At 61.4% G+C, this 20,603-nt stretch carries 16 protein-coding genes; all 16 read right to left on the bottom strand.

Going from position 1 to position 20,603, the window contains the following annotated elements; translation table 11 throughout:
• Window positions 1–21 precede the first annotated feature (21 nt).
• The 16 genes from AB5Z20_RS01430 to lepA all read right to left on the bottom strand — a co-directional run bounded on the left by AB5Z20_RS01430 (window position 22) and on the right by lepA (window position 20,544).
• Complete coding sequence (locus AB5Z20_RS01430; RefSeq protein WP_368156015.1) at window positions 22–1,533, bottom strand: RodZ domain-containing protein; 1,512 nt, start codon at window positions 1,531–1,533, stop codon at window positions 22–24.
• Entirely contained in the window at window positions 1,533–4,313 is a 2,781-nt protein-coding gene (locus AB5Z20_RS01425; RefSeq protein ID WP_368156013.1) for an FtsK/SpoIIIE family DNA translocase, read from the bottom strand. Before AB5Z20_RS01425 ends, AB5Z20_RS01430 begins: the two co-directional genes overlap by 1 nt.
• A gap of 1 nt (window position 4,314) precedes the next feature.
• Entirely contained in the window at window positions 4,315–5,985 is a 1,671-nt protein-coding gene (locus AB5Z20_RS01420) for a ribonuclease J (protein WP_368156012.1), read from the bottom strand.
• 251 nt (window positions 5,986–6,236) lie between these two features.
• Window positions 6,237–8,483 carry a polyribonucleotide nucleotidyltransferase gene (locus tag AB5Z20_RS01415; protein ID WP_022094703.1) on the bottom strand — a complete coding sequence of 749 codons (2,247 nt, stop codon included), beginning with the start codon at window positions 8,481–8,483 and terminating at the stop codon, window positions 6,237–6,239.
• A 150-nt stretch (window positions 8,484–8,633) separates the two neighbouring features.
• On the bottom strand, window positions 8,634–8,912 hold the full coding sequence (gene rpsO, locus AB5Z20_RS01410) for a 30S ribosomal protein S15 (RefSeq protein ID WP_006235963.1): 279 nt from the start codon (window positions 8,910–8,912) through the stop codon (window positions 8,634–8,636).
• Between the two features lie 138 nt (window positions 8,913–9,050).
• Window positions 9,051–9,800: a DNA repair protein RecO gene (recO, locus tag AB5Z20_RS01405; RefSeq protein WP_368156010.1), complete on the bottom strand. Its 750-nt coding sequence runs from the start codon at window positions 9,798–9,800 to the stop codon at window positions 9,051–9,053.
• Between the two features lie 12 nt (window positions 9,801–9,812).
• Window positions 9,813–10,883, bottom strand: coding sequence for a GTPase Era (gene era / locus AB5Z20_RS01400; RefSeq protein WP_368156008.1), 1,071 nt, complete (start codon window positions 10,881–10,883; stop codon window positions 9,813–9,815).
• A 12-nt stretch (window positions 10,884–10,895) separates the two neighbouring features.
• The gene (locus AB5Z20_RS01395) at window positions 10,896–11,273 is read right to left on the bottom strand and encodes a diacylglycerol kinase family protein (RefSeq protein ID WP_022094706.1); all 378 of its coding nucleotides are present in this window, start codon (window positions 11,271–11,273) and stop codon (window positions 10,896–10,898) included.
• 9 nt (window positions 11,274–11,282) lie between these two features.
• Window positions 11,283–11,792, bottom strand: a complete 510-nt coding sequence (gene ybeY / locus AB5Z20_RS01390; RefSeq protein ID WP_368156006.1) for an rRNA maturation RNase YbeY — start codon at window positions 11,790–11,792, stop codon at window positions 11,283–11,285.
• A complete protein-coding gene (locus AB5Z20_RS01385; protein WP_368156004.1) occupies window positions 11,789–12,775 on the bottom strand; it encodes a PhoH family protein in 987 nt (328 codons plus the stop codon). Before AB5Z20_RS01385 ends, ybeY begins: the two co-directional genes overlap by 4 nt.
• A complete protein-coding gene (locus tag AB5Z20_RS01380; protein ID WP_368156002.1) occupies window positions 12,756–14,048 on the bottom strand; it encodes a MiaB/RimO family radical SAM methylthiotransferase in 1,293 nt (430 codons plus the stop codon). Before AB5Z20_RS01380 ends, AB5Z20_RS01385 begins: the two co-directional genes overlap by 20 nt.
• Before the next feature lie 9 nt (window positions 14,049–14,057).
• The gene (gene dnaJ / locus AB5Z20_RS01375; RefSeq protein ID WP_368156000.1) at window positions 14,058–15,206 is read right to left on the bottom strand and encodes a molecular chaperone DnaJ; all 1,149 of its coding nucleotides are present in this window, start codon (window positions 15,204–15,206) and stop codon (window positions 14,058–14,060) included.
• An 81-nt stretch (window positions 15,207–15,287) separates the two neighbouring features.
• Window positions 15,288–16,391: a DnaJ domain-containing protein gene (locus AB5Z20_RS01370; protein ID WP_368155999.1), complete on the bottom strand. Its 1,104-nt coding sequence runs from the start codon at window positions 16,389–16,391 to the stop codon at window positions 15,288–15,290.
• Window positions 16,392–16,449: 58 nt separating this feature from the next.
• Complete coding sequence (gene hemW, locus AB5Z20_RS01365) at window positions 16,450–17,682, bottom strand: radical SAM family heme chaperone HemW (protein ID WP_368155997.1); 1,233 nt, start codon at window positions 17,680–17,682, stop codon at window positions 16,450–16,452.
• A 2-nt stretch (window positions 17,683–17,684) separates the two neighbouring features.
• Window positions 17,685–18,728 (bottom strand): tRNA dihydrouridine synthase DusB, encoded by a 1,044-nt coding sequence (dusB, locus tag AB5Z20_RS01360; protein WP_368155995.1) that lies wholly within the window; start codon window positions 18,726–18,728, stop codon window positions 17,685–17,687.
• Window positions 18,729–18,732: 4 nt separating this feature from the next.
• Window positions 18,733–20,544, bottom strand: a complete 1,812-nt coding sequence (gene lepA, locus AB5Z20_RS01355; protein WP_368155993.1) for a translation elongation factor 4 — start codon at window positions 20,542–20,544, stop codon at window positions 18,733–18,735.
• Between the last annotated feature and the right edge of the window lie 59 nt (window positions 20,545–20,603).

The following is a 20,603-nucleotide window of genomic DNA, read 5'->3' as shown; positions in this document are numbered from 1 at the left end:
ATCCTTTCGCTTACGAGCGGCTTAGTAGCTGTCGTACGAATAGTCGTCTGAATAAGGCGTAGTCTGCCCGTCGGTGGCGGTATCGGTGCCGTCCGTGGACTGGGTATCGGTTCCATCGGTTCCGTCGGTGCCATCGGTGCCATCGGTGCCGTCGGAGCTCTCGCCGTCCTTGGAGTCGGTCGTCTCCTTCTTGGGAACGGTGATCGTCACGCGTGCCACGCCCGACGTCTTAGTGTCGTAGCGAACCTTTTCGCCGTTCTTGGTAACGGTGACATCGGAAGGCTTGGACGTGGTGATCTCGATCGAGGACTCGGGCGTGTATTCCTGCTCAAAGGGTCCGGTCGCCTGGGCGCCATAGACCGACTTGCCATCAACCTTGACCTCAATCCAAGCAGTCTTGCCCTTGGCAACGGAGATCTTGACCTTTGTGACCTCGTTCTCCTCCTTCTTGGCCGTCGTCTTGGCGGCGTCCGAATCGGTGGACTCGTCCGTCGCCTCATCGGCATCTTCATCCTCATCGACGGATTCGGTCTTCTTGGAAGACTTCTTAGTCGTTGTCTTGGTGGCAACGGGCGTCTCGGGCGTCGAATCGGGCGCCGAGGAGCCGCAGCCACGTAGGAGCACCACGATGAGCACGATCAACAGCAGCGCCACGGCACCGATGCCGGCGTAAACGATACGAGGATCGAGACCGTTGTTCTGGGGAGCACGCCCACCGCCGCGTTCACGATTTGAACCACCGCGACCAGTGCCTTGGGGCATGCGACCGCGGTTATTGTCGGAACGACCGCGATAACTACCCTGACGCTGCATATTGCGCTGACCTGAGCGGGGGGCGAGCTCGCCGCGACCCTGGTAGTTGCGCTGGCCCGAACGAAGCTCTGAGGAGCGATGGCTATAAGGTTGTGACTGGGATCGAAGGCGAGGCGTCACCTGCGTAGTATCGGCGTCTGCATAGCCGCCGCGCGGACGACCGGAAGAAACGCCACGGTACCCGCGATCGGAATAACCACCATCGCCGTAGCCGGCACGAGGGTCTCGTGCGACACCGCGGGCAGCGGGGAGTGCGCGCTCCTCAGGCGCCGGCGTGCTGCGAAAACGATCGCGCTGGGAACGAATCTCCTCGCTCGAGCCCGTCTCGGTAATATAGCCAGCCTGCTGAGGGCGCTGGCCATAACGCGTCGAACGCCCGCCCTGAACCATCAGGAAGCGGCCGTTGTCAACCGAGGAGCGCGAATTGACGTAGCCTGCGGCGTCCTGAAAACGACCACCCTGCTGCGACGTCTCGCGCTCATATGCCATCAGATCGTCAAAATAAGCGTTGACGACCTCCCGCGGATTGAGGCCCAAAAAGCGCGCATAACTCGAAATCATGCCCTGCGCATAGCCGCGCGGAGGCATCGATGCAAAATTGCCATTCTCGAAAAACTCGATGATCTGCGGCCTGATTTTGATGGTGTTGGCGACCTGCTGAATGGAAAGGCCCATTCGGCGACGCTGCTCGAGCAGCATGTCACCAAAGCGTGCAGCCATCAGAATCCTCCAAACTCACGATCTTCACGTGCCATCTCGGCGTCGACGGATTCCAGCGCGGCAAGGCCTTCTTCATCCAGCAGGACCTCGCGCGGCTTGGAACCGTCGGGCGGACCGACGACACCCTTTTCTTCCAGCATGTCCATAATACGCCCGGCGCGCGCATAGCCAACCTTCAGGCGGCGCTGCAGGCCAGATGTGGAGCCCAGCTGCGATTCCACCACAATATGAGCGGCTTCCCAAATAAGCGGATCGTCGTCCTGAGGCTCGGCAACGCCGATACGAACGATGCCGCCGCCACCTGCCATGGACATGGAGGCAGGTGCCACAGCCGACAGGATCTCCTCATGGTAGTCGGGCTCACTTTGCGACTTGACGAACTCGACAATCTCGTTGATCTCGTCATCCGAAACAAAACAGCCCTGGATACGACGGGGCTTGCCCCAGTCGACCTTTGAGAACAGCATGTCACCCAAGCCGGTGAGCTTTTCGGCACCCATCTGGTCGATGATGACGCGGGAGTCGATGCCCGTTGCGACGTTGAAGGCGATACGGTTGGTAATGTTTGCCTTGATGAGACCCGTCACCACGTTAGAGCTCGGACGCTGAGTCGCCACGATAAGGTGGATACCGGCGGCACGGCCCAGCTGGGCGATACGCACAATCGACGCCTCGACATCCTTGCCGGCAACCATCATCAGGTCTGAGAGCTCGTCGATGATGATGACCAGGTAGGGCATCTTTTGCGGCGGGTTATCGTAATGCTCAAACTCGCCGGCGGCCTGCTTTTCGTTATAGGTCGAGATCTTGCGCACGTTCAGGCGCTCGAAGACCTTCAGGCGGCGCTCCATCTCGGACACCGCCCACTGCAAGGCACTCGCGGCCTGCTTGGGCTCGGTCACTACGGGCACGTAAAGATGCGGCAGGCCGTTATAGCCTGCGAGCTCGACGCGCTTGGGATCGACCATGATCAAGCGAACGTCCTCAGGAAGGGCGCGCATGAGCAGAGTCGTGATGATGGAGTTGATCATGACCGACTTACCGGAACCCGTGGTACCGGCGATCAGCAGGTGGGGCATCTTAGCGAGGTCGGCGACGACCGGCGTGCCCTCTGCATCGCGGCCGATAGCAAGCTCGAGCGGACCGCCCTTAACATAGGGCAACACGTCGCCCAAGTTGACGTTCTGACGCTTGCGATTGGGAATCTCGATACCCACGAGCGAGGTGCCGGGAATCGGCGCAAAGATACGCACGGACTGTGCAGCAAGCGACAGTGCGATGTCGTCCTCAAGGCTCGAAATCTTGCTCACGCGCTCGCCCTCGCCGGGCTGCAGCTTAAAGGTCGTCACCGTGGGACCGGCAATCCAGCCGACGACGCGAGCGCTACGGCCAAACTCAAGCAGCGTGGACTGCAGCGACTCAGCGGTCTGTTCCAGCTCCTTGTCCGAAGACGCGGCAGAAGCGGACTGAGAGTTTGCATGCAGGATTTCGAGCGGCGGAAGCTTAAGGCCGTCCTCTTCTTCGCCCTCGTTATCCGCGGGGGCATTGTCCGCTCCCCCATCGCTCGAAGTAGACGCCTCGGCAGCGCTCACAACAGGCGCATCGGCAACCTTGGGATGCTTGAGGAAATCAGGGATTTGAGGGGCAGCCGAGACGGGATTCACGGCAAACGGCGGTTCGGACTCGTCGACCTTGTCCGGATCGTACTCCATCGAAAGCTGGCCGGTCACCTGACCGCGCTTTGCCTGACGACGCGGCAGCAAGGTGGTTTTAGCAGTCTCGAGCGGGGACTCGTCGTCCTCGACATCACCCTCGGTAAGCTCAATCTCGCTCTCGGACCAAGACGGGTCGGGCTCACTCGTATTGAGTTTGGGAACCGTCTTGCCCTTCTTGGCATGACGGCGCGGCAGCAGCGTCGTCTTAGCGCGCTCGGCCTCCACGGCATCGGACACGTCGACAAACGGATCCTCGTCGTCATCGTCATCGTCCAAAACCGGGGCCGCATCGTTGCCCATGACCGTGGTCACGGCAGCATCGGAGCCCTTTTGACGAAGAATGCTCAGGTGCGGACGGACAACGCCGGGCACCGACAGGGCTTCGTCGTCACCCCACGGACTCGCGTTGACGTCGGCACGACGGCGCTCGGCAAAATCGGCCGCACGGTCGCGGGCAGAGCGCAAAACGCCGCCCACCGAAAAGCCGATGATGACAAAGCCAACGACGGCCAGACCCAACAGGACCACCATCGCGATAGGCTTACCCAGGGCATTCTGCAGCGCGCTCGCAATAAACGCACCGATGTAGCCACCCGCGGCGGACAGGTTTTGCTGCGTAAACATAAGATCGCACGAGTCGCTCGTACCCGGCACCATCAGCGAGAGAATGGAGACGACGGCGATAAAGACCACGGCACCGCCCGCAACAGAGCGCACGTTGAGCGGCGAATCCTCGCCTAAAAAGAGAGTGGCGGCAAACAGCAAAATGACAATCGGCAGCACGTAGGCGCCCAGACCAAAGCCCAGGTGGTAGAAACCGGCAACCGCAGCCGTAACGGGTGCGGTCGCCGGCGAAATCACGGCAATGAAGGACGCAATCGCCAAAACGGCAATGACCACGCCGGCGATATCACGGTTGGCCGAAGGCTCGACCAGGGGCTCAAAATCGTCGAAGTCGGCCTCGTGGCCCTTATTGGCACGAAGATGGGAACCGGCACCCTTAGCAGATGCCGGTTGGTTGTTGGCTTTATTGCCTTTGGCGTTTTGTGCAGATCCGCGCGCCAAACTAAACCTCCATGACGACCGGGATGATCATCGGACGAGTGCGCGTACGGCTCCAGATAAAGTTAGAGAGCGAGTCGCGCACGGCCTTGCGAATGGCATCGGAACCGCTGCTCGTAAAGCTGAACTTGCCCTTCTCGATCGTCTTCATGATAGACGCCGAGGCGTCGTCGGAGAACTGATCGTCGATGGCAAAGGAGACGCCACGGCCCGAGAACTCGATGGCCTCGATCTTCTTGTGCTTGAGCGAAACGATAGCGACAGCCGTGACCATACCGTCGTTGGCAAGCTTCTGGCGATCGCGCAGAACGATAGGGTCGGTATCGCCGATTCGCAGTCCGTCAACGTAGACGACGCCGGACTCGACGGGCGTACCGCGCTTGACGATACCGCCACGCATCTCGAGCGTATCTCCGTTGTCGAGGATAAAGATATGATCATCCTTGATGCCCATCTTACGGGCAAGCTGGGCATGGGCGCGCAGATGCACGGCCTCGCCGTGGACCGGCATAAAGTACGTAGGCTTGGCCATGGCCATCAGGAGCTTGAGCTCCTCCTGGCTACCGTGACCCGAGACGTGAACGAGGGCGCGGTTCTTATCCCACACGTCGCAGCCAAGCTTGGCGAGGCTGTTGACGACCTGCTGAACGGCCTTCTCGTTACCGGGGACCGGCGTTGCCGAGAGGATGACGGTATCGCCCTCGTGGATGGAGAGCGTCTTGTGCTCGCCGTTGGCCATGCGCGAAAGGGCCGACAGGGGCTCGCCCTGCGAACCGGTGCACATGACGACGATCTTGTCGTCGGGCAGGTTATCGATATCGAAGGCATCGATGATATCGGCATCATCGATGTTGAGATAACCGAGCTCGCGCGCCACACGGGTGTTGGTGAGCATGGAACGACCGGTCACGACGACCTTGCGGCCGCACTTGCGGGCGGCGTCGCAGATCTGCTGCAGTCGATGGATGTGGCTCGAGAACGACGCGACGAACACGCGGCCCGGAGCATTCTTGATGGCATGCAGCAGATTGGGGCCAACCTCGGCCTCGGACTTGGTAAAGCCGGGGACCGTGGCGTTGGTGGAGTCGGACAGCAGCAGGTCGATGCCCTGCTTGGCAAAGCGGCTGATGGCGGCATAGTCGGGCGTGACGCCGTCGATGGGCGTCTGGTCGAGCTTAAAGTCGCCGGTGTGCATAACGGTGCCCTGGTTGGTGCGGATGAACACGCCCAAAGCGCCCGGGATGGAGTGCGTCATCGAGAAGAAGTCGAGCGAAATGCCACCCAAATTGACGTGGCTGCCGCCCTTGACCTCACGGAACTTGGGTGCGCGAATGCGGAACTCGGAGAGCTTGCCCTCGATAAAGCCGAGCGTCAGCTTGCTCGAGAAGATGGGCACCTTGTTGTTGAGATCCTGGAGCAGATACGGAAGCGAACCGGTGTGGTCCTCGTGGCCGTGAGTGACGACGATGCCGCGGAGCTTTTCCTCGTTCTCCAGAACGTAGGTGTAATCCGGGAGTACCAGATCGATACCGGGCTGCGAGTCATCGGGGAACATGAGGCCAGCGTCGACGAGCACCATGTCGTCGCCGCACTCGAAGACCGTCATGTTCTTGCCGATGCCGTCAAGGCCGCCGAGCGGGATGATCTTCAAGGGAGATGATTTTTTAGCTGCCATAGGTGAGTGTTGTTTCCTTTCTACGAAACGGGTCTGGAACAACCGACGGGGCGCTTCTGGCAAACCGACCGTCGGGAACGTACAAACATGCATCACAGAGTCGATGCAGTAACCACAGTATGATACCCATTTGCACAACAACAGACCACCCATGCATCAAAGCCCCATCTGAAGCCGTGTATCCCGCCGGGAATAGCAAAAGGGCGACCCCTGTCCGGAGTCGCCCTTGTTGAGCTGCTTATGTGTAGCTGTTACTCGGCGTCGTGGTGACGGCGGGGCTTGCGGCCTCCGTTGTCGCCAGGACGGCGCGGGCGGTCGCTGCGCTCGGAGCGCTCGCGACGCGGACGCTCACGACGCTGGAAGTGCTCGCCGTCGCCCTCGGAGGCACCCTCGGCGCGAGCCGGGGCCTCGGGCTTGTCGAGACGATCGAGCGAGATCTTGCCGCGATCGTCGACCTCGATGACGACGACCTTGACCTCGTCGCCCACGTTGAGGACGTCCTCAACCTTCTCCACGCGACCCTTGGCAACGCGGGAGATGTGCAGCAGGCCGTCCTTGCCGGGCAGCAGGTTGACGAAGGCACCGAAGGGCTGGATGGAGACCACACGACCGGTGTACTCCTCGCCCGGCTCGGGAACCTTGATGATGAGCTTGATGCGCTCGACGGCCTGATCGACAGACTCGCCGGTACCGCCGACAAAGACGGTGCCGTCCTCCTGGATGTCGACCGAAGCGCCGGTCTCGTCCTGGATGCCGCGGATGACCTTGCCGCCGGAACCGATGACGTCGCGGATCTTATCGGTCGGAACCTGGATGGAGACGATGCGCGGAGCGGTGCTGCGCGTGGTATGACGCGGCTCGGGGATCACATCGAGCATCTTCTGCAGGATGAAGGCGCGACCTTCCTTGGCCTGCTGCAGGGCGCGGGCCAGGATGTCGAAGGTGAGGCCGGTGGCCTTGTTGTCCATCTGTAGGGCGGTGATGCCCTCGGTGGTACCAGTGACCTTAAAGTCCATGTCGCCCAGGAAGTCCTCGAGACCCTGGATGTCGGACAGGACCACGGTCTTGCCCTCCTCCTGGATCAGGCCCATGGCGATACCGGAGACCGGGCGCTTAATGGGCACGCCACCGTCCATAAGGGCGAGCGTGGAGCCGCAGGTCGAAGCCATCGAAGAGGAGCCGTTGGACTCCATGACCTCGGAGACCACGCGGATGGCGTAGGGGAACTCGTTCTCGTCGGGGAGCACCGGAAGCAGAGCGCGCTCGGCCAGGTTGCCGTGACCGATCTCGCGGCGCTTGGGGCTGCCCATGCGGCCGGTCTCGCCGGTGCAGAACGGCGGGAAGTTGTAGTGGTGCATATAGCGCTTGCCCTCGGTGGGCTCGATGGTATCCAGACGCTGGCCCTCGTTGAGCATACCGAGCGACAGGACGGAGAGCACCTGGGTCTGACCACGCTGGAACAGGCCGGAGCCGTGAACGAGCGGCAGGTAGTTGTCCTTCACCATGATGGGACGGATCTCGTCGGCGGCACGGCCGTCGACGCGCTCGCCGGTCTCGACGACCATGGTGCGCATGGCCTTCTTCTCGAGCTTCTTGAGCGCCACGGGGATCTCGCGCTCCCAGGCGGCCTGCTCCTCGTCGGTGAACTCGGCGCGGATGGACTCCTTCAGAGCCTCGACCTTACCGATGCGGGAAAGCTTGTCGGCGTCGCGCAGGGCAGCGGCCATCTCGTCGTAGTGGGCGAAGATGCGCTCCTGGACCTCCTCGACGGGCTGGTCAAGCGGGTACTCCTTCTTGACGATAGCGCCGTTGACCTGCTCCCACTCGGCGACGAACTCGTCCTGAGCCTGGCAGAAGGCAGCGAGGGCCTCCTGGCCAAACTTCATAGCGGCGAGCATGTCGTCCTCGGAGATCTCCTCGGCGCCGGCCTCGACCATCGAGATGAAGTCGGCAGAGCCGCCCAGCTCCAGGTCCAGGTCGGAGTTCTCGCGCTCCTCATAAGTGGGGTTGACGATAAACTCGCCGGTCTCCACGTTGCGGCCGATGCGTACACAGGCAAGCGGACCCTCGAAGGGCACGCCGCCGAGCGTCATAGCCAAAGAGGCGCCCATGACGTTGATGACGTCGAAGGGGTTAACCTGGTCGGCGACGAGCGAGGTGGCGACGATATGCACCTCGTTGCGGAAGCCGTCCGGGAAGCTCGGGCGGATCGGGCGGTCGATCATACGAGCCGTGAGCGTGGCCTTCTCGCTGGGACGGCCCTCGCGCTTGAGGTAGCCACCCGGAATACGGCCGGCAGCGTACATCTTCTCGTTGAAGTCGACGGTCAGCGGGAAGAAGTCGTAATTCTTGCGCTCCTTGGAGACGACCACGGTGTCGAGCATCGTGGTGTCACCCTGCTTGACCAGACAAGCGCCGGTGGCCTGCTTGGCAAGCTCGCCGGACTCGAAGGTGTAGGTCTTGCCGTACAGCTCAAAGGTCTTGGATACGAGTGTCATTGTTCTCCTTCACCCCACAGGCCCCTTGCCTGCGGGCTTCTCATGTGACGCGGGCCCCCTGCCCCCGCCACGCTTCAGAGCGTGATTGTTCACGCTCTTACACAAAAAGAGCGCCCCGCTGCGCAGGACGCTCTTAGCATGTACAAATCCTTACTGGATGTTGTCGCGGATGCCCAGAGCCTTGATGAGCTCACGGTACTCGACGATGTCGTTCTTCTTGATGTAGGAGAGAAGACGACGGCGGCGGCCAACGAGCATAAGCAGGCCACGACGGGTGTGGAAGTCCTTCTGGTGGGACTTCATGTGCTCGGTCAGCTCCTTGATGCGCTCGGACAGGATGGCGACCTGAACCTTGGGGTTACCGGTGTCGACCGGGGAGTTACCGAACTGGGCGGTCAGCTCCGCCTTGCGCTCTTTGGAAACAGTCATTGTTTCACCTTTCGTTTCGCGTCGCCCGCGGGCGACTCTATTCGCCTCGGACTGGGAAGCCGCCGGTGGAGCGAGCATCCAAGGTCGAGGTACCAACAGGTCGGTATGTTACCACAAGCGGCGCGCGCCTGCGCATCATCACCGACCCAACATGAATTCCATCGCACGGAGCCGCTGATCGGTGTGCGTGGCGGCCCAAACATGCGAAAGCCCGAGCAAAAACGCAGCCGTATGCGGATCGATCCGTTCGTCCACAAGGCCATCGAACGTCATAGACATGAGGGCACGCAGCCATGCGACCTCGCCGGTCGACACCAGCTCGGCGCCCGGAACGCTCGACGCGCACGACCCGCACATGAGGCCGCCCGCCTGGGGCGAAAAATACGACAGCATAGGGTCTCCGCACAGCACGCAAGCCGAGAAATCGGGTCGGTAACCAACGTGCGACAGCAGCTTAAAGACAAAGGCCGCCACGAGCAGGTCCATATGTGCCGAGTCGAGCCCGCTGCCTACAAGTGTGAGCGCCCGCTGCGTGATGGCAAAGGTAAATGGATCCTCGGCATCCTCGAACGAGCACACACGCGCAACCTCGGCAATCGCGCTGGCGGCACAGGTCGTCTCGTAGTCAGGAGTGGCACCGAGCGGCGCCTCCATAAGCTCCGCCTGAGAAACCACGTCGAGCGACCGTCCATGCGCGAGCAGCATATCGACGGTACAGAAAAGCTCGCAGCGGGCAGCAAGACGACCGCCAGGCTTACGTGCGCCCTTAGCCACGGCACGCACCTGCCGCCCCCGTTCGTCGAGCATCGTCAAGATCAAATCGGTTTCCTTGAGCTTGGTCTTGTCGAGGACGAGCACCTTTGTGCGATATGTGCGAGAGCCTGCCATGAACGCCGAGGCTTAATCTTCGGCGTTGTAGCCAAAGCGGCGGATCTGCGCCTCGTCATCGCGCCAGCCGGCCTTGACCTTCACGTCGAGCTCCAAAAAGACCTGAGTGCCAAAGATACGCTCAAGGTCACGACGGGCATCGATGCCGATATGCTTGATCATCTCGCCACCTTTGCCGATGATGATGCCCTTCTGTCCCTCGCGCTCGACATAAATCGTGGCGTGCACGCGCAGGACCTTCTTAGTCTGTTCGAGCGCGTCACAGATGACGCCCACGGAGTGAGGGATCTCGTCGCGGGTGCGACGTAGGACCTTCTCGCGCACAAACTCGGCCACGAGGGTCTCGTCGGACGCGTCGGTACCCATGTCCTCGGGGAACCAGCGCGGGCCCTCGGGCAAAAAGTGAGCGACGGTCTCGATGAACGCATCGACGTTGAAGTTCTTGACCGACGACGTCACGATCTCGTCGTCATATTCCATGAGCTCGTGGGCTGCCTTAAGCTGCTCCATGACCTGTGCGGGGACGGCCTCATCGGCCTTGGTGAGCACCAGGACCTTCTTGGAACGGGCGTTTTTGACGCGCTCGGCAACCCAGGCGTCTCCCCTGCCGATCGGCTTGGTAGCATCGATCAGAAACGCGACGACGTCTACGTCATTGAGCTCAAACAGGGCGCTCTTATTAAGCTCGGAGCCCAGGCCGTCCTTGGGCTTGTGGATACCCGGCGTGTCAACGAAGACCAGCTGGTAACCGGGGCGGTTGACTACGGCACGCATACGGCGGCGGGTCGTCTGGGCTACCGGAGAGGTGATGGCGACCTTCTTGCCGTAACAGGCGTTGAGCAGCGTGGACTTGCCGGCGTTGGGGCGACCGACCAGGGCCACAAAACCGCTGCGGAAACCGGGTTCCACGTCGCCAAAGCCCGCGAGGCTCTCATCCTCGTCGCACAGGGCATCGAGTTCCTCGTCGCTCATATCCTCAAACGGGTCGAACTCCTCGACCTCGTCAAACGAATCGGCACCTTCAGCCTCGTCCAGGACCTCATCATCCAAAACTTCATCAGTAGGCTGCATATTGTCGGACATGGGAATCCCTTTCTAAATAAAGTCGAGCGCGTGAGCAAAGACAAGCAGGCCCACGATCGCGGCGGTAATGGAAAGAACGTATACAGAGGCAGCGGCGATATCCTTCGCGCGCTTGGCCAGCGGATGCAGCTCCTGGGTCGCCAGGTCGACAATCGCCTCCATGGCGGTATTACACAGCTCGCCGTGAATCACCAGGCCGCAGCAGATGATGACCGTAGCCCACTCGGCAATATCGAGCCCCACGATGCAGCCGGCAATGACGGTGCACACGCCCGCCACGAGCATGACCTTAATGTTGCGCTCGGTCTTGACGGCGGTGACGAAGCCCTCCATGGCATAGGAGAACGACTTTAAAAAGGACGGATGGTCCTTGTTCGATCCGGGAATCATAGAAGGCTCCTAGTCGTGGGCATGGTTGGTAATGGGGCCGACGTGGACGAGCTTGGGGTCCTCGCCGCGCTCAAGCGCCAAGTCGCGCAGGATGGCATCCTCACGTGCCTCCATGACCTCGGCCTCATCGTCCTCGATGTGGTCGTAACCCAGCAGGTGCAACATTCCGTGCACGAGCATCAGGCGGCACTCGTCGGCAGGACTATTACCAAAGCCGGGAGCCTGACGGGAAATAACCTGAGGGGCCAGGATAATATCGCCGAGCTCGAGCGTTTCATCGGCGGGAATGTCCTCGTCAAAGGCCGAGTCACATTCAAACGAGAGCACGTCGGTCGTGCGATCGATGCCACGCCATTCGTGGTTGAGCTCGTGCATCTCGTCCTCATCGACATACGAAAGGGAAATCTCGACCTCACGCTCAACGCCCTCGGCGGCAAGCACGACCTCGCAGATGTACTCTACCTCCTGGGCATCAAGCAGCGTATCGAGCTCGGCATCGTTGCTGATCAATACACTCAACGGGACTCCTTTCGATCGTGTGCGCGCTGCTCGCGCGCATCGTCGTATGCATCATAGGCCTCAACGATACGGCCCACCAGGGCATGGCGCACCACGTCGGCGCGCTCCAGGTGAGAAAACGCCACATCGTCGACGCGACCCAAAATCCTTTCGATATCGGCAAGACCGCCGCGACGACCCACCAGGTCACGCTGGCTCAGGTCGCCGGTAATCACGAACTTGGAATTAAAACCCAGGCGCGTCAGGAACATCTTCATCTGCTCGGGCGTCGTGTTTTGTGCCTCATCGAGCACCACAAAGGCATCACTCAGCGTTCGACCGCGCATGTAGGCGAGCGGGGCGATCTCGATCACGCCACGCTCCATGAGCTCATCGGTACGCTCACGATCCATCATGTCAAACAGGGCATCATAGAGCGGACGCATATACGGGTCGATCTTTTCCTCGAGGGTGCCGGGCAAAAAGCCCAAGTTCTCCCCCGCCTCGACAACCGGGCGCGTCAGGATCAGGCGGCCCACCTCATGGCGCTTGAGCGCGGCGACAGCGAGTGCCATAGCCAGATAGGTTTTACCGGTACCGGCGGGACCGAGGCCAAACGTGATGGTATGCGAGCGAATGGCATCCACATAGCGCTTTTGGCCGAGCGTCTTGGGGCGGATGACGCGACCGCGATACGCCAGCAGCACGTCATCGCGCAGCGACGAGGCATTATGCTCGCCGTCGCGCAAGACCGCCAGGCATCGCGAGACATCGTCGGCAGACAGCGTGCGCCCGGCGGCCGCCTCGCGAAAAGCATGCTCGAAAAAGCGCGCCACGAGCTCGACCTCGTCCGGATCGCCGCTCACGGCAACGCTGTCACCGCGGGCAACCACATGGGCGCGCACCAAGTTCTCGAGTGCACGAAGGGCGCCATCGCCGGCGCCCAAAACGCGCGAGGGGTCGATACCCTCGGGAACGGTAAGTCTAATCTTCGAGGCTTCCATGAACCTCCCTGCGTGCATGGACCAAGCCGGAATCATCGACTCCGATGATAGCAACATCGAGCAGGCACGGGGCTGTGAGTCCACAGGTATCATCAAGACGGGCATGATGGAACGAGCCGAGCGTCAGGTTGTCGCCATACTCGAGCACCGCACGCTCGACCGTGCCCACGCGGCGGCGGGCATCGGCGATCGCAAGCTCCTGTGCGGCGGCGCGCATGCGACGGCTGCGCTCGGCCATGACCTCAGGGGGTACCTGGTCGGGCATGTCGGCGGCGAGGGTGCCGGGGCGCTTGCTATAGCGGAACACGTGCATGCGCGAAAAGCCCACGCGACGGCACAGCGCCAGCGACTCCTCGAACTCCTCGTCCGTCTCGCCAGGGAAACCGACGATAACGTCACACGAAAGTGCAGCCTGGGGCAGGTTAGCGCGAATCATGCGCACCGTGTCCTCGAACGCCTCGGCGCTATAGGGACGGCCCATGCGATGCAGCGTCGCCGTGCAGCCAGACTGCACAGGCAGGTGCAAAAACGGCGCGATACGCTTCGGATAGCGAGCCATCACCTTGAGCAAGCGCTCGGAAATATCCATGGGCTCCACCGAGGAGATGCGCACGTGGGCGATATCGGTGCGCTCCATGATGGCCTGGAGCAGCTCATCGATCTCGACATGTTCGTCGGTCGCGCTCTTGCCGTCATAGGCACCCAGGTTCACGCCGGTCAGCACGACCTCGGGCACGCCGGCCTCCTGAGCTTCACGCACCTGTTCGAGCACGGACTCGACGGGTACGGAACGCTCGGGGCCGCGGGCCTTCCACACGATGCAATAGGTGCAGCGGTGGTTGCAGCCATCCTGGATCTTCACGCCCAGCCGCGAACGGCCGAGCGCATCGACCACGTCGCCATCGCTGCAGGCGGGCACGCTATCGGATTCGACACCCAGCACCTCGCAGACGCGCTCGGCGACGTCAATCTTGGATGGTTCGGCGATCACGCGGTCGGAGAGTTCCAGCAGCTCCTCGGGATGCAGGTTGACGACGCAGCCAGTTACGACCACGTAAGGCTCGCCCGGATAGGCCAGGGCGTGACGGACGGCCTTGCGGGTCTTGGCCTCGGCCTCCCCCGTCACGGCACAGGTATTGATAACGATCAGTTCGGCGTCCCGGGGCTCCACCATCGCAAAGCCCAGGCGCATAAGATCGGCAGTGATACGGTCAGACTCAACCCGGTTGACACGACAACCGAGGTTGACGACGGAAATATGGGGTGCGAGCACACGGGCTCCTTAATCGAGGATGTCGTCGAGGGCACTCTTGATACGGTCAGTCACCGACTTCTTACCGGATGCGACGTCATCGCCCATCTCGTCGGCAAAGGCGCGAAGCAGCACGCGCTGCTTGTTGGAGAGATTGGTGGGGACGACCACGCGCAGCTGCACGACCAGACGACCGCGCGAACCGCCGCCGCCGATTCGCGGCATGCCGTAGTTATTGACGCTCACGGTGTCACCGTACTGTGTGCCGGCGGGGACACACACCTTGACGACCTCGTCAGGCATAATGCCCTCGACCTCAATCTCGCAACCGAGCGCGGCCTGCGCAATCGAGATATCGCTCACCAGATAGAGGTCATCGCCATTACGCTTAAAACGCTCGTGGTCGGCGACACGCACGTTGACGATCAGGTCGCCCGACGGCTCGCCACGAAGGCCGGCCTCGCCAAAACCACTCACGCGCAGCTGACGACCGGTCGAAACACCAGCGGGAATATCGATGTCAATCTTTTCGTGAGAAGGCGTGCGGCCCTGGCCATCACAGGTCTCGCAGGGATGATCGATGACCGTGCCTTCGCCGTGGCAGTCGGGACAGGGCGAAGAGGACTGAACCTGGCCCAGGAAAGAACGCTGGACCGTCGTCACATAGCCTGTGCCGTGGCAGCGGCTGCACTGCTTTTCCTGTGCACCCTCGGCCTTACCGGTGCCGTTGCAATCCTCGCAGGGAGCAAGGCGATCATAGCTGATCGTCTTTTTACAACCGAGCGCCGCCTCCTCGAGCGTCACCGAAAACGAGATGGCCATGTCACGTCCGCGACGACGCTCACGACGGCTACGGGCGCCACCACCGGCGCCACCGCCAAAGAACGACGAGAACAGGTCGTCCATGCCCATGCCGCCAAAGATATCGTTGATGTCGACATAGCCAGAGCCACCGGGGCCGTCCGCGGTGCCGTAACGGTCGTAGTTAGCACGCTTCTGCTCATCGGAAAGAACGGAATAGGCCTCGTTGAGCTCTTTGAACTTGGCCTCGGCCTCGGGGTCGTCCGAAACATCCGGGTGTACCGTACGGGCTTTCTTTAGAAACGCGCGTTTAATCGTCCGCGCGTCGGCATCCTTGTCAACGCCAAGTACCTCGTAGTAATCCCTATTTTCCGACACGACCGAATCCTTCCAACTTTCATTATTGTCACAGTGCGTCCTATACCCAAGCCGGGCCGGGCGCAAACAGAGGGTTTGATGTTATTGCATTCCGTACGGCGAAAGCACGGCCCGCTGTGAGCAGCTCGCGAACCAAACCGACACGAGCGCGAACATAAAACCGTTGGCAAATCCATTGGCAAACTGCATCGCGCCGCGCTTCCACCACAGCAGACTGCGATGAAGCACGCCGTCCGACAGCACCATGAACAAGCCCATGGCAAAGGGAATGAAGCACATCATGGCAAAGGCGGAAAACACGCCCGAGATGGCTGACAGTACCAAAAACGGAGCGATGATACCCATGAGGTAGAAGCCGGTGCGAGCCTTACCCTCCAGGCGCTCGGCCTCAACGTGCGCACGACCGACCAGGTCACCCCCCGAAGCGCCGTTCGTGCCGGCGTGTCCCATGTTGGGGATGCGCACCTCGTCGCCATCATGCGTGCCGGAGGGAAACTCAATCGTCTGCTCGGAGGTCACACGGGTACGACCGCTGCCACCGCAATAGGGGCACGGATCGGCAACGACCTTGCCGGAACCGCCGCACTCGGGACAAACCGTCTGAAACGTGCCCGCACCAAACAGGAAGGACAGGTCGACATCGATATGGCCGCGACCACCGCAGCTCGGGCAGGTATGGGCATGCTCTGACGAAACGGAGCCCGATCCGCCGCAATGTCCGCAGGTGTCAAAGCGGGTGTAGCGAACGGTCTTGTGGGCACCGCTCTTGGCCTCCTTGGCGTCGAGCTTGATATCGACGACCACGTTGGCGCCACTCTCGGGGTTGTAGGCCGCCTGGCCGCGACGGGGCTGGCCCCAGGCGCCCCCAAAGGGAAAACCGCCGTCAAAGGGATTGCCGTAACCGGCGCTGCCGGCATAGCCACCGCCATAGGGCGAAGCCGTCGGTGCACCGGCAAAGGGATTGCCCGAACGCATGGCATCGTAACGCGCACGCTTCTGCTCGTCAGAGAGCACGGCGTAAGCCTCGGAAACCTCTTTAAACTTTTCCTCGGCATCCGGCTCTTTATTGACGTCCGGATGGAGCTTGCGGGCCTTTTGTTGGAAAGCCTTTTGAATATCACGCGAGGTGGCGTCCTTGGAGACGCCCAAAATCTCGTAGTAATCTTTTTCGTTCATCGTCGCCATGCGCGGCAACCTCCTGCTCACAGCAGCGTATATATTTCGGTAATTCTACCCGAGCGGCCTAGGCTAGATCCCAAAACAGCTCGAACAGCATATTTCCATCGAGCCAGCCCAAGTGGGTCGGCGCTAAACGGGCGCGGGCGCGACCTGCGATGACATCGACAGAGGAGATAGGCTCCGCATGAGTATCACCGTGCTCGGGCACCCAAGCGGCAAGCCCAAGCTCAAGAGCGCGGTCACAAACCGCTGTCAGCTCCTCAGCAGGGATGACACGAGCCGCGCGAACCAACAGATCGGACGCGACACCGCGCGTCATGCGACAAGCGAGCATCAGGTCCTCTGCTGCCGCCTCGCGATGCGTAAGGTACTCGGCCTCAAACGCCGTCGCGTCATCGTTGCGCTGGACCAGACGCACGCGATGAAAGTCACCACGGGGGGCCACGCCAGGAAACAGTCCAGCCAAGCGATCGAAATCCTCGGCATCGAGCATACCCGCGGCAGAACGACCCAAACCAAGATAGCCCCGACCGGTCCAGTAGGCGATATTATGAGCGCATTCATGCCCATCGAGCGCGTAGCTCGCCACCTCATACGGATGGTAGCCCGCCGAACTCAGCCGCTCGCGCGCAACGTCCATACATGCAGCTTGGAAATCCTCATCGGGCTCAAGCGACTCGTCACGACACGCCATGCGGTAAAGCGGCGTGCCCTCCTCGAGCGTGAGCGGATAGACCGACACATGGTGCGGGGCCGCCGCAAGCACGCCATTAAGCGTGTACTGCCAGCTCGACATAGTCTGTCCAGGAAGCCCGCACATAAGGTCGCACGACACATCGAGCCCAACATCCTTCACCGTCGCGATAGCCTCAAGCGCCCGTTCGGCATTATGAATGCGGCCAATGACAGCCAACTCGGTATTGTCGAGGGTTTGCACGCCCAGAGAGATGCGCGTGACACCCGCCTCGGCAAGCGTGGTGGCGAGCTCAGCGGTCAGCGACTCTGGATTGGCTTCGCAGGTAAACTCAACGGGCTTACACCACGCAGAGATACGCCGGGCGAGTTCTACCAGGCGCTCCCCCGCCAGCGACGGCGTGCCGCCGCCTACGTAGACAGTGCGGACCTGCCTGAGTGCCCCAGCGTTGCCAAAGACATCGAGGCGCGCGTACAACTGCTCAAAATAGGCATCGAGCGCAGCGTCCAGGTCGCACGGCGCCACGCTGCGGGAGTCAAAGTCGCAATAGCGGCATTTTTGAGCGCAAAACGGCACGTGCACATACAGCGCGGTAACGGCCACCGTTAGGCCTCCAGCGGATGAACGGGCACCGATTCGCCGGCGGCAAGGGCGGCCTCGCAGGCAACCACGTCGCGCTCGATATCATCGACCAGCGCCATAAACTCCTCGTACGTGGAACAGCGCACCACCCGACCGCGCCAGGCGGCGGCATGGGGCATACCCTTTAAGTACCAGCTTGCATACGTACGGGCGCGCGACATAAGCGGCAGAAGCTCGTGCGTCAACGTCAGATGCTCACGCAGGGCCTCCAGGCGCTCGACCGAGGAGCGAGAAGGAACCGGCGTGCCATCGAGTGCAAGGGCGCGTGCATCGCCGAACACCCAGGGATTGCCGTAGATACCGCGCGCAATAAACACCGCGCTGGCACCCGAACCGCTCAGATGCTCAGCAGCGTCCTCGGCCGAGAACACATCGCCCGAACCAATCACGGGAATCTCGACGGCTTCGGCAACCTCATCGACGACAGACCAATCGGCCTGGCCCGTATAGAGCTGCGTGGCACAACGACCGTGCACAGCAACTGCAGAGGCGCCCGCCCCTTCGAGCATCTGGGCAAACGTTGCGGCATTGCGATCCTCGGCATAAAAACCCTTGCGGATCTTCACGGTCACGGGAACATGCGCCGCACCCACCGCTGCCTCGACAATCTTCTCGGCGAGGTCGGGCGTGCGCATAAGCGCCGAGCCCTCGCCCTTGGTAACGACCTTGCGAGCCGGACAGGCCATGTTGATATCAATCAATGACAGGCGATCGCCCACGCGTTCCTCGACGGCAGCGACGGCACTCGCAAACTGATCGGGCTTGGAACCAAAGAGCTGCACGCAAATCTGCTGTTCCTCGTCGGCCGGCAGCACCAGGCGCCACGTCTTGTTGCTGGCATAGGCAAGGCCTGCAACGCTCACCATCTCGCTGTAGGCAAAGTTGGCGCCGCGGCGGCGACACATGATGCGATAGGCGGGGTCGGTTACGCCCGCCATGGGAGCCATAAGGAACGGCTGCTCGGCATAGGCGCCCAGCAGCCGCTTGCTGTATTCAGAAAGCGTCATGGACCTACTCGTCCACCTTGAGAATCGCCATAAAGGCCTCCTGCGGAACCTCGACCGAGCCGATGGCCTTCATGCGCTTCTTGCCCTCTTTCTGCTTCTCGAGCAGCTTGCGCTTACGCGAGATATCGCCGCCGTAGCACTTGGCCAGCACGTCCTTGCGGCGCGCCTTAACGGTGGAGCGGGCGATGATCTTGTTGCCAATGGCGCCCTGGATAGGAACCTCGAACAGCTGTCGCGGGATGATCTCCTTGAGCTTATCGCACAGGCCGCGGGCCAGGCCATAAGCCTTATCCTTGTGTACGATAAACGACAGCGCGTCCACCTCGTCACCCGAAAGCAGGATATCGAGCTTGACGAGCTCGGAGGGGCGATACTCGTTGAACTCGTAGTCGAGCGAGGCGTAACCCTTGGTGCGGCTCTTGAGCTGGTCGAAGAAGTCCAAGATGAGCTCGGCGAGCGGCATATCAAAGCGCATCTCGACCGATTTGCTCGTCAGGTGGATCATATCGGTCGTGACGCCACGGTGCTCGATAGCGAGCTGCATGACGGCACCCGTATACTCGGGCGGACAGATGATCTTTGCCTTGAGGTAGGGCTCTTCAATACGCTCGATGCGCGTGGCCTCGGGCAGATCCTGCGGGCTGCGGACATCGAGCATCTCGCCGTCAGTCTTGTACACGTGGTAATCGACCGAGGGGCTCGTGGCGATCAGGTCCAGATTGAACTCGCGCTCCAGGCGCTCCTTGACGACCTCCATGTGCAGCAGGCCCAGGAAGCCCACGCGGAAGCCAAAGCCCAGCGCCACCGACGTCTCAGGCTCCCACACCAACGACGGATCGTTGACATGCAGCTTATCGAGCGCGTCGCGCAGGTTCTCGTAGTCCTTGTTGTCGATGGGGAACAGGCCCGTGTAGACCATGGGCTTGGCCTCGCGGTAGCCCGGCAGCGGCTCGGGGCAGGGGTTCGAAGCCCACGTAAGGGTATCGCCCACGCGCACGGCCTCGGGGTCCTTCAGACCCGTGACCACGTAGCCGACCTCGCCGACGGTCAGAGCATCGACCGGCGTCTCGGCAGGGCGCTTAACGCCCACGCCATCGACCAGGAAGTCCCCCTTGGCCTGCATCATGCGCAGGGTATCGCCCTTTTTGATGGAACCGTCAAAGACACGCACCGTGGCGACGACGCCGCGGTACTCATCGAAGTACGAATCCAGAATTAGTGCCTTGAGAGGGGCATTTGCATCGCCCTTGGGAGGCGAGATCAAAAAGACGATGGACTCCAGCAGATCGTGAATGCCCTCGCCGGTCTTGCCCGACACGCACACGGCATCGTCGGCGGGAATGGCCAGATCGTCTTCGATCTCGGTCTTGACCTCGTCGGGGTGCGCCGAGGGAAGGTCAATCTTGTTGATGGCCGGAACAATGTCCAAGTTGGCGTTCATGGCGAGCGTCGCATTGGAAACGGTCTGCGCCTCGACGCCCTGGGTGGCATCCACGACCAGCACCGCGCCCTCGCAAGCGGCAAGCGAACGCGAGACCTCGTAGGTGAAGTCCACGTGGCCCGGCGTATCGATCAGGTTGAACTGATACGTCTCGCCGTCGTCGGCGTCATAGGACACGCGGACGGCATTGGACTTGATCGTAATGCCGCGCTCGCGCTCGATGTCCATCGTGTCAAGCAGCTGCGACTCCATGTCGCGCTCATCGACGGTATGGGTGAGCTCGAGGATGCGGTCACTGATCGTGGACTTGCCATGGTCGATATGTGCAACGATCGAGAAGTTGCGGATGTGGGAAATGTCAATTGAAGTATTCATGCGGACTATCTTACCCGAGCGGTACAAAAAATGGAGCCTGTTCCATAAAACAGGCTCCA

Origin of the sequence: Collinsella aerofaciens, from assembly GCF_040910245.1 — a bacterium.
In the GTDB taxonomy this organism is placed as follows: domain Bacteria; phylum Actinomycetota; class Coriobacteriia; order Coriobacteriales; family Coriobacteriaceae; genus Collinsella.
The sequence above is the reverse complement of the archived record's forward strand: the minus strand, read 5'-3'. Positions and strand labels throughout refer to the sequence as shown.

What these genes read in the sequence shown, in the direction of transcription:
- AB5Z20_RS01430 (WP_368156015.1), bottom strand. Translation starts at nt 1,533, where the DNA reads ATGGCTGCACGCTTTGGTGACATGCTGCTCGAGCAGCGTCGCCGAATG.
- AB5Z20_RS01420 (WP_368156012.1), bottom strand. Translation starts at nt 5,985, where the DNA reads ATGGCAGCTAAAAAATCATCTCCCTTGAAGATCATCCCGCTCGGCGGC.
- AB5Z20_RS01415 (WP_022094703.1), bottom strand. Translation starts at nt 8,483, where the DNA reads ATGACACTCGTATCCAAGACCTTTGAGCTGTACGGCAAGACCTACACC.
- rpsO (WP_006235963.1), bottom strand. Translation starts at nt 8,912, where the DNA reads ATGACTGTTTCCAAAGAGCGCAAGGCGGAGCTGACCGCCCAGTTCGGT.
- recO (WP_368156010.1), bottom strand. Translation starts at nt 9,800, where the DNA reads ATGGCAGGCTCTCGCACATATCGCACAAAGGTGCTCGTCCTCGACAAG.
- era (WP_368156008.1), bottom strand. Translation starts at nt 10,883, where the DNA reads ATGTCCGACAATATGCAGCCTACTGATGAAGTTTTGGATGATGAGGTC.
- AB5Z20_RS01395 (WP_022094706.1), bottom strand. Translation starts at nt 11,273, where the DNA reads ATGATTCCCGGATCGAACAAGGACCATCCGTCCTTTTTAAAGTCGTTC.
- AB5Z20_RS01385 (WP_368156004.1), bottom strand. Translation starts at nt 12,775, where the DNA reads ATGGAAGCCTCGAAGATTAGACTTACCGTTCCCGAGGGTATCGACCCC.
- AB5Z20_RS01370 (WP_368155999.1), bottom strand. Translation starts at nt 16,391, where the DNA reads ATGGCGACGATGAACGAAAAAGATTACTACGAGATTTTGGGCGTCTCC.
- dusB (WP_368155995.1), bottom strand. Translation starts at nt 18,728, where the DNA reads ATGACGCTTTCTGAATACAGCAAGCGGCTGCTGGGCGCCTATGCCGAG.
- lepA (WP_368155993.1), bottom strand. Translation starts at nt 20,544, where the DNA reads ATGAATACTTCAATTGACATTTCCCACATCCGCAACTTCTCGATCGTT.